12 protein-coding genes and 1 riboswitch are annotated in these 13689 nt (G+C 70.5%); of the genes, 11 read left to right on the top strand and 1 reads right to left on the bottom strand.

Annotated features, from left to right (window positions below):
• The 7 genes from BZL64_RS05595 to BZL64_RS05625 form a co-directional block, all read left to right on the top strand.
• Positions 1-635, top strand: a 635-nt coding sequence (locus tag BZL64_RS05595; RefSeq protein ID WP_107430212.1) for a phosphorylase family protein, incomplete at its 5' end; no start/stop codon positions are given.
• A gap of 5 nt (positions 636-640) precedes the next feature.
• Positions 641-1663 carry an adenosyl-hopene transferase HpnH gene (gene hpnH, locus BZL64_RS05600; RefSeq protein ID WP_086766775.1) on the top strand — a complete coding sequence of 341 codons (1023 nt, stop codon included), beginning with the start codon at positions 641-643 and terminating at the stop codon, positions 1661-1663.
• A gap of 4 nt (positions 1664-1667) precedes the next feature.
• Positions 1668-2825, top strand: coding sequence for a flavodoxin-dependent (E)-4-hydroxy-3-methylbut-2-enyl-diphosphate synthase (gene ispG, locus BZL64_RS05605; RefSeq protein ID WP_086766777.1), 1158 nt, complete (start codon positions 1668-1670; stop codon positions 2823-2825).
• A 28-nt stretch (positions 2826-2853) separates the two neighbouring features.
• Complete coding sequence (dxs, locus tag BZL64_RS05610) at positions 2854-4779, top strand: 1-deoxy-D-xylulose-5-phosphate synthase (protein ID WP_086766779.1); 1926 nt, start codon at positions 2854-2856, stop codon at positions 4777-4779.
• Entirely contained in the window at positions 4776-6161 is a 1386-nt protein-coding gene (locus tag BZL64_RS05615) for an aspartate aminotransferase family protein (RefSeq protein WP_086766781.1), read from the top strand. The genes dxs and BZL64_RS05615 overlap by 4 nt, the downstream gene beginning before the upstream one ends.
• A gap of 89 nt (positions 6162-6250) precedes the next feature.
• Positions 6251-6874, top strand: coding sequence for a helix-turn-helix domain-containing protein (locus BZL64_RS05620; RefSeq protein WP_086766782.1), 624 nt, complete (start codon positions 6251-6253; stop codon positions 6872-6874).
• Positions 6871-6993, top strand: coding sequence for a DUF6126 family protein (locus BZL64_RS05625; protein WP_086766784.1), 123 nt, complete (start codon positions 6871-6873; stop codon positions 6991-6993). The genes BZL64_RS05620 and BZL64_RS05625 overlap by 4 nt, the downstream gene beginning before the upstream one ends.
• Positions 6994-7016: 23 nt before the next feature.
• On the opposite strand, the gene BZL64_RS05630 is transcribed toward BZL64_RS05625, so the two are convergent.
• On the bottom strand, positions 7017-7814 hold the full coding sequence (locus BZL64_RS05630) for a tyrosine-protein phosphatase (protein WP_086766786.1): 798 nt from the start codon (positions 7812-7814) through the stop codon (positions 7017-7019).
• Positions 7815-8463: 649 nt separating this feature from the next.
• Positions 8464-8621, top strand: a riboswitch (cyclic di-AMP (ydaO/yuaA leader).
• A gap of 4 nt (positions 8622-8625) precedes the next feature.
• On the opposite strand from BZL64_RS05630, the gene BZL64_RS05635 reads away from it, so the two are divergent.
• The 4 genes from BZL64_RS05635 (at position 8626) to BZL64_RS05650 (ending at position 13497) form a co-directional block, all read left to right on the top strand.
• Positions 8626-9642 carry a M23 family metallopeptidase gene (locus BZL64_RS05635; protein WP_086766788.1) on the top strand — a complete coding sequence of 339 codons (1017 nt, stop codon included), beginning with the start codon at positions 8626-8628 and terminating at the stop codon, positions 9640-9642.
• A gap of 273 nt (positions 9643-9915) precedes the next feature.
• Entirely contained in the window at positions 9916-11838 is a 1923-nt protein-coding gene (locus BZL64_RS05640) for a rhamnogalacturonan lyase family protein (protein ID WP_244205202.1), read from the top strand.
• A 14-nt stretch (positions 11839-11852) separates the two neighbouring features.
• Positions 11853-12566, top strand: a complete 714-nt coding sequence (locus BZL64_RS05645) for a DUF6250 domain-containing protein (RefSeq protein WP_086766790.1) — start codon at positions 11853-11855, stop codon at positions 12564-12566.
• 145 nt (positions 12567-12711) lie between these two features.
• The gene (locus tag BZL64_RS05650; protein WP_086766792.1) at positions 12712-13497 is read left to right on the top strand and encodes an SGNH/GDSL hydrolase family protein; all 786 of its coding nucleotides are present in this window, start codon (positions 12712-12714) and stop codon (positions 13495-13497) included.
• The last annotated feature ends 192 nt before the right edge of the window (positions 13498-13689 follow it).

Genomic DNA, 13689 nt, shown 5'->3' on the forward strand with positions numbered 1-13689 from the left:
CCCAGCCCGCCCCGGCCCCGCTGCTGATCGCCTGCGCGCTCGGCATCGAGCACCTCGCCCTGCGCATGGGCGACCGCGGCGGGGCCGGCGGGCCGGTGACCGTCCTGCGCACCGGCATGGGGCCGAAGGCGGCCGAGCGCTCCGTCACCCGGGTCCTCGCCGACCCGGTGCTCGGCGGGGCGGCCGTGCTCGCCACCGGCTTCTGCGCGGGACTGGCCCCCGGCATGCACCCCGGCGACCTCGTCGTCGCCGAGGAGACCCGAGACCCGCTCGGCACCGTGCCGTGCGTGAACACCGACCTGCTCGTCAAGGAACTCGTGCGCACCCTGCCAGGGCGCACCGTCCACACCGGCCCGCTGACCGGCTCCGACCACGTGGTGCGCGGGCCGGAGCGGTCCGATCTGCTCGCCACCGGCGCGATCGCGGTCGACATGGAGTCGGCGGCCACGCTTCTGAGCGCCGTCCGCGCGGGCGTGCGCCCGGTTGCGGCCGTCCGGGTGGTCGTGGACGCTCCTGAACATGAACTCGTCCGGATCGGCACGGTGCGCGGTGGAATATCGGCTTTCCGCGTCCTTCGTTCCGTCCTGCCTGCATTCTTCGAATGGCACCGCAATGTGCTGCTCCCCCGGAGGTGAGCCAGATGGCCATGCCGCTGCGCCAGTCCATCAAGGTCGCTACATACTTGGCTGAACAAAAGCTCCGCAAGCGGGAGAAGTTCCCGCTCATCGTCGAGCTGGAACCCCTCTTCGCCTGCAACCTGGCGTGCGAGGGCTGCGGCAAGATCCAGCACCCGGCCGGTGTGCTGAAGCAGCGCATGCCCGTCGCCCAGGCCGTGGGCGCCGTGCTCGAATCCGGTGCGCCGATGGTCTCCATCGCCGGCGGAGAACCACTGATGCACCCTCAGATCCACGAGATCGTGCGGCAGTTGGTGGCGAAGAAGAAGTACGTCTTCCTCTGCACCAACGCCATGCTGATGCGCAAGAAGATGGACAAGTTCACGCCCTCGCCCTACTTCGCGTTCGCCGTGCACATCGACGGGCTGCGCGAGCGGCACGACGAGTCCGTGGCGAAGGAGGGGGTGTTCGACGAGGCCGTGGAGGCGATGAAGGAGGCCAAGCGGCGCGGCTTCCGGGTCACCACCAACTCGACCTTCTTCAACACCGACACCCCGCAGACCATCATCGAGGTGCTCAACTTCCTCAACGACGACCTCAAGGTCGACGAGATGATGATCTCGCCCGCCTACGCCTACGAGAAGGCCCCCGACCAGGAGCACTTCCTCGGCGTGGAGCAGACCCGCGAACTGTTCAAGAAGGCCTTCTCCGGCGGCAACCGGCGCCGCTGGCGGCTCAACCACTCGCCGCTCTTCCTGGACTTCCTGGAAGGCAAGGTCGACTTCCCGTGCACGGCCTGGGCGATCCCGAACTACTCCCTCTTCGGCTGGCAGCGGCCCTGCTACCTGATGAGCGACGGCTATGTGCCGACGTACCGGGAGCTGATCGAGGAGACCGACTGGGACAAGTACGGCCGCGGCAAGGACCCGCGCTGCGCCAACTGCATGGCGCACTGCGGCTACGAGCCCACCGCCGTCCTGGCCACCATGGGCTCGCTCAAGGAGTCGCTGCGGGCCATGCGCGAGACCGTCTCCGGAAACCGCGAGTAGCGCCATGACCGCCGTTTCCCTGGGCATCCCCGAGGTGCCGGTCCGGCCGATCGCCGCACGGCGCGTGGCGCGGCAGATACAGGTCGGGCCGGTGGCGGTCGGGGGCGGCGCCCCGGTGTCGGTGCAGTCGATGACGACGACCCGTACGTCGGACATCGGCGCGACGCTCCAGCAGATCGCCGAGCTGACCGCGTCCGGCTGCCAGATCGTCCGCGTCGCCTGTCCCACGCAGGACGACGCGGACGCGCTGGCGACCATCGCCCGCAAGTCGCAGCTCCCGGTGATCGCGGACATCCACTTCCAGCCGAAGTACGTGTTCGCCGCGATCGAGGCGGGCTGCGCGGCGGTCCGCGTCAATCCGGGCAACATCAAGCAGTTCGACGACAAGGTGAAGGAGATCGCGAAGGCCGCGAAGGAGCACGGCACCCCGATCCGGATCGGCGTCAACGCCGGGTCGCTGGACCGCCGTCTGCTCCAGAAGTACGGCAGGGCCACCCCGGAGGCGCTCGTCGAGAGCGCCCTGTGGGAGGCGTCGCTCTTCGAGGAGCACGGCTTCGGCGACATCAAGATCTCCGTCAAGCACAACGACCCGGTCGTGATGGTCGAGGCCTACCGGCAGCTCGCCGCACGCAGCGACTACCCGCTGCATCTCGGGGTGACCGAGGCCGGTCCGGCGTTCCAGGGGACGATCAAGTCGGCCGTGGCCTTCGGCGCCCTGCTCTCGCAGGGCATCGGGGACACGATCCGCGTGTCGCTGAGCGCGCCGCCCGTGGAGGAGGTCAAGGTCGGCATCCAGATCCTGGAGTCGCTGAACCTCAGGCAGCGCGGGCTGGAGATCGTCTCCTGCCCGTCCTGCGGCCGGGCCCAGGTCGACGTCTACAAGCTGGCCGACGAGGTCACCGCGGGCCTGGAGGGCATGGAGGTCCCGCTCCGTGTCGCGGTCATGGGATGTGTGGTCAACGGCCCCGGCGAGGCACGGGAGGCGGACCTGGGGGTCGCCTCCGGCAACGGCAAGGGGCAGATCTTCGTCAAGGGCGAGGTCGTCAAGACCGTCCCCGAGTCGAAGATCGTGGAGACCCTGATCGAGGAGGCGATGAAGATCGCCGAGCGGATGGAACAGGACGGCGTCGCGTCGGGGGAGCCGGCCGTCACCGTGAGTTGAACAGCAGGGACCGAGAGGGGGCCCGAGCGTGACGATCCTGGAGAGCATTCGGCAACCGCGCGACCTGAAGGCGCTGTCCGAGGCGGAACTCGGCGAACTGTCCGGCGAGATCAGGGAGTTCCTGGTGCACGCCGTCGCCGCGACCGGCGGACACCTGGGGCCCAATCTGGGGGTGGTGGAACTGACCGTCGCCCTGCACCGGGTCTTCGAGTCGCCGGTCGACCGCATCCTGTGGGACACCGGTCATCAGAGTTATGTGCACAAGCTCCTGACCGGGCGTCAGGACTTCTCCAAGCTGCGGGGCAAGGGCGGCCTGTCCGGCTACCCCTCACGCGCGGAGTCCGAGCACGACGTCATCGAGAACAGCCACGCCTCCACCGTCCTCGGCTGGGCCGACGGCCTCGCCAAGGCCCGCCAGGTGCGGGGCGAGAAGGGTCACGTCGTCGCGGTCATCGGCGACGGCGCGCTCACCGGCGGCATGGCCTGGGAGGCGCTCAACAACATCGCGGCCGCCAAGGACCGGCCGCTGATCATCGTCGTCAACGACAACGAACGCTCCTACGCCCCGACCATCGGCGGCCTCGCCAACCACCTGGCCACCCTGCGCACCACCGACGGCTACGAGAAGGTGCTGGCCTGGGGGAAGGACGTACTGCTGCGCACGCCCGTCGTCGGTCACACCGTCTACGAGTCGCTGCACGGCGCGAAGAAGGGCTTCAAGGACGCCTTCGCTCCGCAGGGCATGTTCGAGGACCTCGGGCTGAAGTACGTCGGTCCCATCGACGGGCACGACATCGGGGCCGTGGAGTCGGCGCTGCGGAGGGCCAAGCGCTTCCACGGGCCGGTGCTCGTGCACTGCCTCACCGAGAAGGGCCGCGGCTACGAGCCCGCTCTCGCGCACGAGGAGGACCACTTCCACACCGTCGGGGTGATGGACCCGCTGACCTGCGCGCCGCTCGCCCCGGCCGGCGCCCCCTCCTGGACCTCCGTGTTCGGCGAGGAGATCGTACGGATCGGCGAGGAGCGCGACGACGTCGTCGCGATCACCGCCGCCATGCTGCACCCGGTCGGCCTCGCCGAGTTCGCCGACCGCTTCCCCGGCCGGGTGTGGGACGTCGGGATCGCCGAACAGCACGCGGCGGTCTCCGCGGCCGGGCTGGCCACCGGGGGCCTGCATCCCGTCGTCGCCGTCTACGCCACCTTCCTCAACCGTGCCTTCGACCAACTGCTGATGGACGTGGCCCTGCACCGCTGCGGGGTCACGTTCGTCCTCGACCGCGCCGGGGTGACCGGGGTCGACGGCGCCTCCCACAACGGCATGTGGGACATGTCCGTCCTCCAGGTCGTCCCCGGCCTCAGGATCGCCGCGCCACGCGATGCCGACCAACTGCGCGCGCAACTGAGGGAAGCGGTCGCCGTGGACGACGCGCCCACCCTGCTCCGCTTCCCGAAGGAGTCGGTCGGGCCGCGGATCCCCGCCGTCGGCCGCGTCGGCGGCATGGACGTGCTGCACCGCGACCCGACGCCCGAGGTTCTCCTCGTCGCCGTCGGCGTCATGGCACCGGTCTGCCTCAAGGCCGCCGAACTGCTTCAGGCCCGGGGCATCGACTGCACGGTGGTGGACCCCCGCTGGGTGAAACCCGTCGACCCGGCCCTGCCCGGCCTCGCCGCGCGGCACCGGCTGGTGGCCGTCGTCGAGGACAACAGCCGCGCCGCGGGCGTCGGTTCGGCCGTCGCCCTGGCCCTGGGGGACGCCGAGGTCGACGTGCCCGTACGGCGGTTCGGCATCCCGGAGCAGTTCCTCGCCCACGCCAAGCGGGCCGAGGTGCTCGCCGACATCGGCCTCACGCCCGTCGAGATCGCCGGACGGATCAGCGCGAGCCTGGCCGTCCGCAACGCGGGCGGCCCCGTCACGGAGACAATCGGCGGTCCCGGCAAGGAGACAGCGCGATGAGCACGGAGTTCGACCTCGGCGCGCTGCTCGCCGAGCGCGGAGCCGAACGGTACGAGCTGCACGGCAGATACCTCAACCACCAACTGCCGCGGATGCTGCACACCATCGGCTTCGACAAGGTCTACGAGCGGGGCGAGGGCGCCTACTTCTGGGACGCCGACGGCAACGACTACCTGGACATGCTCGCCGGGTTCGGGGTGATGGGCCTGGGCCGCCACCACCCCGTCGTCCGCAAGGCGCTGCACGACGTCCTCGACGCCTCGCTCGCCGACCTCACCCGCTTCGACTGCCAGCCGCTGCCCGGACTGCTGGCCGAGAAGCTCCTCGCCCACAGCCCGCACCTGGACCGGGTGTTCTTCGGCAACAGCGGCACGGAGGCCGTCGAGACCGCCCTGAAGTTCGCCCGCTACGCCACCGGGAAGCCCAGGGTCCTGTACTGCGACCACGCCTTCCACGGCCTCACGACAGGCTCCCTGTCGGTCAACGGCGAGGGCGGCTTCCGGGACGGCTTCGCGCCACTCCTCCCCGACACCGCCGTACCCCTCGGCGATCTCGACGCGCTGGCACGGGAGTTGAAGAAGGGCGACGTGGCCGCCCTGATCGTCGAGCCGATCCAGGGCAAGGGCGTGCTGGAAGCGCCGCCCGGCTATCTGCGCGCCGCCCAGGAACTGCTGCACCGGCACAGGGCGCTGCTCATCGCCGACGAGGTGCAGACCGGTCTCGGCCGGACCGGCGACTTCTACGCCTATCAGCACGAGGACGGCGTCGAACCGGACCTGGTGTGCGTCGCCAAGGCGCTCTCCGGGGGCTATGTGCCGGTCGGCGCCACCCTCGGCAAGGACTGGATCTTCAAGAAGGTCTACTCGTCCATGGACCGGGTGCTGGTCCACTCGGCGAGCTTCGGGTCCAACGCGCAGGCCATGGCGGCCGGGCTCGCCGTGCTGTCCGTCATGGAGAACGAGCAGATCGTCGCGGGCGCCCGCCTGACCGGGGACCTGCTGAAGTCCCGCCTCACGGCGCTGATCGACAAGTACGAGCTGCTCGCCGACGTGCGCGGCCGGGGCCTGATGATCGGCATCGAGTTCGGAAAGCCCCGCTCCCTGAAACTGCGCAGCCGCTGGACCATGCTCCAGGCGGCCCGCAAGGGCCTGTTCGCGCAGATGGTCGTCGTCCCGCTGCTCCAGCGGCACCGCATCCTCACGCAGGTCTCCGGAGACCACCTGGAGGTGATCAAGCTGATCCCGCCGCTGGTGGTGGGCGAGGCGGAGGTGGACCGGTTCGTGGACGCCTTCACCGAGGTGATGGACGACGCGCACAACGGGGGCGGGCTGGTCTGGGACTTCGGCAGGACGCTGATCAAGCAGGCGGTGGCCAACCGGTAGGCTTCCCGGCCCGCACGTCCGGATCGAGTGCTCTTTGCCTCTGAGGCAATAAATTTGCCGCAGAGGCAAAATCCGGGCTGAATGGACGTATGAGCCACCCCGCCTTTGAGCCAGGGCCCGAACCGGTGGACGACCTGGGGGTCGTCGCGCCCCAGCTCCGCGCCCTGCGCCGACGCGCCTCCCTCACTCTGGAGGCCGCGGCCCGCGCCGCCGGGCTGTCACCGGCCCACCTCTCCCGGCTGGAGACCGGGCAGCGCCAGCCCTCGCTGCCGATGCTGCTCGCGCTCGCCCGCGTCTACGGTACGACGGTCTCCGAACTGCTCGGCGAGACGGTCGCCGGCCGGGACGCCGTCGTGCGCGCCGCCGGCATGGAACCGACCCACGCGGGCGGCTGGACCTACCGGCAGGCCGGCGCCTCCGGGCGGGGCATGCAGGCGCTGCGCGTGCAGGTGCCGTACGGCTCGCAGGGCGACATCGTGCGGGTGCATCCCGGCGAGGAGTGGCTGCACGTCCTGCGGGGGCGGCTGCGGCTGCGCCTCGGGGACACCACGCACGTGCTCGGGGCGGGGGACAGCGCGCACTTCGACTCGCTGACCCCGCACCGTCTCGCCGCCGAGGACCCCGACGGGGTCGACCTGCTGTTCGTCCACACCTTGTTGCAGAGCCCGACGGCCACGCTGTGCCTCGGCCCCACCCCTGGAGAGACGCCATGACCGACTTCGAGGAGAAGTTCCCCCGCAGCCTGTGGATCAGGCTGATCATCTACATCGCGGTCGGGCATCTCTTCGCCGGGTTCCTGTGGCTGCTGTTCGAGGTCGGGGCCAAGCAGTAGCCGCCGGCCCCGGAGCGCGGGTCTCAGTCGAGCAGGCGCTCGCGGAGCCGCTCGCGCGTCTGCGCGGTCAGGCCGAGGCCGCGCTCCAGGTAGGCGTCGACACCGCCCCAGGTCTCTTCGACGGTCTCGAACGCGGCCGTCAGGTACTCGGCGCGGGCGTCGAAGAGGGGGCCGAGCAGCTCCATGACCTCGGGGGAGTAGGCCTCGGCGGAGGTGCCGCTGCGGCGCACCTTGTAGCGGCGGTGCTTGGCGTTGGACTCCAGGTAGTCGGCCACGATCGCATCGCGCTCCACGCCCAGGGCGAGCAGGGTCACGGCGATGGACAGGCCGGCGCGGTCCTTGCCAGCCGCGCAGTGCATCAGCGCCGGGACGCTGTCCTCGGCGAGGGAGTGCAGTACGCGGGAGTGCTCGCCGGTGCGCTCCTTCATGATCGAGCGGTAGGAGGCGATCATCCGGCCGGCCGCCTTGCCGTCGCCGAGGATCTCGCGCAGCTGGTCGATGTCGCCCTCGCGGACCATCTTCCAGAACTCGGCGCCGTCCGCCGGGTCGGAGAGCGGCAGGTTCACATTGCGCACGCCCGGCAGCTCGACGTCCGGGCCCTCCAGCTTCTGGTCCGCCGCGTTGCGGAAGTCGAAGACCGTGTGCAGGCCCAGCGAGGAGAGGAACGCGGCGTCCTCGTCGGTGGCGTGCGCGAGGTGGCCGCTGCGGAACAGCACGCCGTGGCGGACGCGCCGGCCGTCGACGGTGGGCAGGCCGCCCACGTCCCGGAAGTTGCGTACCCCTGCCAGCTCGGGCTCGGTCGACGGGATCTGCTGCGTCACGGGGGCTCCTCCCGGTCGTCGGTCCCGGCCGGCGCGGCTCTGGATGGCCACCGGAACACCTGATTGACCATACGACATGGATGCCCGGGGCAAACGGGTTGCCGCAGGGGCGCACGGCGGTCGTAACGGCGGTCGTGCGCCCGTCGCGCGTCCGTCGTACGGCGCCGGGCGCGGACGCCGGGTTTCGATTCCCGTGCGGCCAAAACGGACGGAACTCCTCAATCGTCTCGTACGCGAGCAGGTCGTACCCAACCTGGCATGGGCGGGAGTTCGGGAGTGCCGCGGGACGCGTGCCGGCCGCGCGGTGACCCTGATGTGGTGGATATCCGACTGCGTAGCATCTGGGGGTTCTGTCCGAATTGGAATCCTTCATCCAACTCGCTCTGGAATAAGGGGCTCTGGGGACATGTCGCGTGAGCAGCGTCATATTCGTGACGTTGAGTCGTTCGTCATGTGCACGTAATACCGCTGTTTTTCAAGGGTGTTTATGGGAAAAACAGCCTCTCGATGCACGCAGGGTGACCGGGAATTCTCACAGGGGATCAAGAGAATGGTGCGGGAAGTGCAACCTTCGCTTGTACCTGTGCGTCTGGGTCGCTTACGTTCCACACCAATCCGGACGGACGCCCAATCCTGCCGCCGCCCGGAGCCCGCACACTCACCCGTGAACGGCAGGAGCGGGGGACCCACAGGCAGTACCGCCTGTTCCGGTCTCCGGAACGGCTAGGGGTAAAGCCGCGCCTCGGCGCGGCCGGACATCTCCAGTCCGCACCCGACAGCTCACCTCGCAGGCGCCGGAGAGGAATTCGTCATGCCCACCAAGGGTAAGCACCGCCGTCCGAAGTCCCAGCGCTTCACCCGATCCATCGCCGTCGCAGGAACCGGCGGCGCCGCGCTCGCCCTCCCGCTCATGGGGGCCACCGGCGCGCAGGCCGCACCGTCCCAGTCGGCGACGCAGTCGGTTTCCGCCGTCTCCGCCGCTTCCCCCCTTTCCTCTGTTTCGGAAAAGGCCTCCGAGGCCGTTTCCGTGGCGCAGAAGTCCGCGAAGTCCCCCTCGGGCGCCAAGACCTACACGGTGCAGTCCGGCGACTATCTCTCGAAGATCGCGGACGAGCAGAACGTCAGCGGCGGCTGGAGCCGGCTCTACGCGGACAACCGTGAGGCCGTCGGCGAGGACCCGTCGCTGATCCACCCGGGGCTGAAGCTGTCGATCGGCAAGAAGGCCGCGACCGGCACGACCAAGTCGCCGTCCACTTCGTCCGGTTCTTCCACCTCATCCGGTTCGTCCGCCTCGTCGAAGCAGTCCTCGGGCTCCTCCGCGAAGCCGGACTCCGCGAAGTCGGACTCCTCGGACTCCGCGAAGTCCTCCTCGTCGAAGGCGTCCACCACGCAGGCGGCCGAGAGGGCCACCACCGCCGGTGGCTTCGCCCTCCCGGTGGCGGGTGCGACCGTCGGTACGCCGTACAAGATGTCCGGCAGCATGTGGTCCAGCGGTTACCACACCGGTGTCGACTTCGTCGTCCCGACCGGCACCTCGCTCAAGGCCGTCGGTGCGGGCACGGTCGTCTCCGCGGGCTGGGGCGGCGCGTACGGCAACCAGGTCGTCATCAGGCTCGCCGACGGCCACTACGCCCAGTACGCCCACCTGTCGCAGCTCTCCGTCTCGGCCGGCCAGTCCGTCTCCGGCGGACAGCAGATCGGCCTCTCCGGTGCGACCGGCAATGTGACCGGCCCGCACCTGCACTTCGAGATCCGCACCGGTCCCGACTACGGCTCGGACGTCGACCCGATCGCCTACCTGCGCTCGCACGGCGTCTCCGTCGGCTGACCTACCGCTCGACACCCCGCCCTGACAGGCACGCCACCGAAGGCCGGACCCCGATCCCCGGGTCCGGCCTTCGGTGTTCGGCGTTCGCGGACCCTCCCGCAGCTGTTCGCTATTGCGCGTTCATGATCGTTCTGTTGCGGTCTCGTGGCAGGACCGCCCGAGGCGTCGACAGGCGGGGGAGGGTGGCGACACAGTGATCGAAACGAGCAGCAAGCGCTTTCCCACCTCGTGCTTCGTCCGTCTCCCGCCCTCCTGTGCCGTGAAGGAGCCCTGGTGCACGCCACCCCGCGCCGAAGAACCGTCACCGTCGCCGCGACCGCGGCGGCCCTGCTGGCCGGGCTGTTCGCCGCGCCGGCCACCGGCCGGCCGGCGTCCGCGCACGCCGAACAGCCGCGCCGCGTCGTCGAGGACCTCGACCGCGGGCTGGTCGCCGTCCCCTCCGCCGAGGGCACCTTCCTCAGCTGGCGGCTGCTCGGCACCGAGTACGCCCGTCACGGCGAGTCGATCGCCTTCAACGTGTACAAGAACGGCCGCCGCCTCAACCGCGAACCGGTCAGGAAGTCCACGACCTACCGTGACGCCACCCCCGGCGACGGCAGATACACCGTCCGCGCGGTCGTCGACGGACGGGAGGCCAAGCCGAGTTCCCCCGCCCTCGACTTCGCCGGCGGGTACGCCGAGATCCCCCTCTCCACCGCCGACGGCTACACCGTCCAGCACGCCTGGCCCGGCGACCTCGACGGCGACGGACGCTACGAACTCGTCGTCAGCAGGCTCTCCCGGACCCGCGACCGCCCCGACCTGCTGGAGGCGTACACCCTCACCGGCGAGCGGCTCTGGCGGGTCGACCTCGGCCCCGGCTCCCTCACCCAGGCCGGCGGGAACGGCGCCAACGACCCCGCGCCCGCCGCGATCAGCGGGTCCACCGCGATCGGCGGCTACCGCAACGACGACAACGTCACCGTGTACGACCTCGACAGCGACGGGAAGGCCGAGGTGCTGGTGCACACGGCCGCCGGGACCACCTTCGCCGACGGGGCCCGCGTCACCGCCGACTCGCCCACGGACCAGTTCGTCTCGGTGATCGACGGCGCGACCGGCGCCGAACGCACCCGGCAGCCCGTCCCCGACGACTTCGTCGCCGACGGCCCCTCCGGCGGCCACTTCGGCATCGCCCACCTCGACGGCGTACACCCCAGCCTGGTCACCAAGCTCGTCACCCGCGTCGGCGCCCGGCGCGGCGCCTTCCGGACCCTGTTCCAGACCTGGGACTTCGACGGCACCGACCTGACCCGCCGTTGGAAGTACGTCGTCGACCCGGCCTCCGGCGCGACCAGCTTCCACCAGATCCGCACCGTCGACGTCGACGGGGACGGCAAGGACGAGATCGCGGACGGCAACTACGTCGTCAACAGCGACGGCACCCTGCGCTATGTCGTCGACGGCGCCATCCACGGCGACCGCTTCGACATCGCCGACCTCGACCCCGCCCGACCGGGCCTGGAGGGCTTCGCCATCCAGCAGTCCGAACTGGGCATCGTCTCGGACTTCCCCTGGTACTACTACGACGCCGACACGGGCGAGCGACTGGTGACCGGCGCCCACCCGGCGAACCCGGTGAGCGACGCCGACCTCGACGTGGGCCGCGGCAGCGCCGCCGACATCGACCCCGGCCACCCCGGCTACGAGTACTGGACCTCCACCGCCGACGTCACCCGGCCCGGCGCGGGCGTCTTCAACGTGCGGGACGGCAAGGTGTCCGCCACCACCCCGAGCGTCAACTTCCGTATCTGGTGGGACGGGGACCAGGCGTCGGAGCTTCTCGACCTCACCCACGTCGAGAAGTGGGACCCCGCCACCGAGACCGCCACCCGCCTCTTCGACCCCGCCGGCGTGGTCTCCGGCGCCCGCAACGCCACCCCCTTCTACGGCGACCTCGTCGGCGACTGGCGCGAGGAGATCCTCGCCGAGACCGCCGACCACACAGCCCTGCGCCTCTACACCACCACCGAGCCGACGAGGACCCGCGTCTACACCCTCGCGCACAACCCCGCCTACCGGCTCGGCTGGACCGTACGCGGCTACCTCCAGTCCACGTACACCGACTACTACCTCGGCACCGAGACCCGCCGGGTCCCCGAGCCGCACATCACCACGCCCGGCGCCACCCCGTCCGCTCGCCCCACCACGCCCTGAAGGAACCGCTTCCCATGACCACCACCCGCAGAGCCTTCGGCGCCCTGGCCGCCGGTGCCGCCCTGGCCGCACTCGCCCCCGCGACCGCGGCGAGCGCCACGCCCCGCCACCGCCGCCCGATCGCCCACGACGACTTCCGCCACGGCCTCGGCCGGTGGGCCGTCGAACTGGAGAGGGGCGGCACCGTCACCGCCTCCCGCGGCACCCTGGAGATCGACGTGCCGGCCGGCGCGACGATCTGGTTCAAGGAACGGCTCGAAGGCCCCTACGTCCTGGAGTACACGGCCACGCCGGTCTCCGCGGGCGGCGTCAACGACCGCGTCTCCGACCTCAACAACTTCTGGAACGCCGTCGACGCCCGTTCCCCCGACGACCTCTTCGCCACCCCGCGCGGCGGCGCCCTCGCCGAGTACGACAACCTCAGGACGTACTACTCCGGCTACGGCGCCAACACCAACACCACGACCCGGCTGCGCCGTTACGTCGGACAGCCGGGGGTGCGGCCGCTGATCTTCGATTACACCGAACCGCTGCTGGTGGCGAACGCGCCGCACCATGTCCGCATCGTCTCCGACGGCTCCACCGTCCGGTGGTGGAACAACGGGCGGCTCGTCTTCGACCACACGGACCCGGAGCCCTACACCGCCGGGCATTTCGCCTTCCGCACCACCTGGAGCCATTTCCGGATCAGCGACTTCCGGGTGTGGTCGTTGCACCGACGCGGCTGAGGAGGGCGTTATTCCCGCATTGGCCAAGTCTTTAGGAGTGGCTTATCTCACCGACCGTCAACCCCTGCCTACGGTCGCGTAAGTCACATTCGAAGGTGAATCATGAGCGGTTGTGGCAGACGATTCGAAGAATGACAACAGTTCAGTGATCGGGTCGTACGTGGCGGTGGGGGACAGCTTCACCGAAGGCGTCGGCGACCCCGGCCCCGACGGGGCGTTCGTCGGCTGGGCCGACCGGTTCGCGGTACTGCTCGCGGACCGGCGGCCCGAAGGCGACTTCGGCTACGTGAACCTCGCGGTACGCGGCAAACTGCTCGACCAGATCGTGGAGGACCAGCTTCCGCGGGCGGTCGAGCTGGCCCCGGACCTGGTCTCCTTCTGCGCGGGCGGCAACGACATCCTCCGACCCGGCACCGACCCCGACGAGGTCGCCGAGCGCTTCGAACGAGCGATCGCGGCCCTCACCTCCGTGGCGGGCACCGTCATGGTGACCACCGGCTTCGACACCCGTGGCATCCCCGTGCTCAAGCACCTGCGCGGCAAGATCGCCACCTACAACGGGCACGTGCGCGCGGTCGCCGACCGGTACGGCTGTCCGGTCCTCGACCTGTGGTCGCTGAAGTCCATCCAGGACCGACGGGCCTGGGACGGCGACCGGCTCCATCTCGGCGCGGAGGGCCACACACGCGTGGCGCTGCGTGCCGGCCAGGTCCTCGGCCTCGAGGTACCCGCCGACCCGGAGCAGCCCTGGCCGCAGCTCCCGCCGCGCGGCACCCTGGAGATCCGGCGCGACGACGTGCACTGGGCGCGCGAGTATCTGGTGCCGTGGATCGGGCGCCGGCTGCGTGGGGAGTCCTCGGGCGACCACGTGACCGCCAAGGGCACGCTCTCACCCGACGACATCAAGCTGCGGATCGCGTCCGTGGCGTGAACCAGGGCGAGCGGCCGGCCGTCCCCGAGGTCCGGCCGGCCGCTCCACCAGGGAGGTGAGCCCGCGGGAGTGGCGCCCCCGCGCGACCCGCTCCGGGTGCTGGGATGACCGCATGCCCCGCTCCCGCACGTCCCCCTCATACACGGCGCCCCGCTCCCGCACGGCCCCCCCGTCCACAGCGCCCCCCCCCCG

The sequence above is a fragment of the Streptomyces bobili genome, from assembly GCF_002154575.1.
Classification (GTDB): Bacteria; Actinomycetota; Actinomycetes; order Streptomycetales; family Streptomycetaceae; genus Streptomyces; species Streptomyces bobili.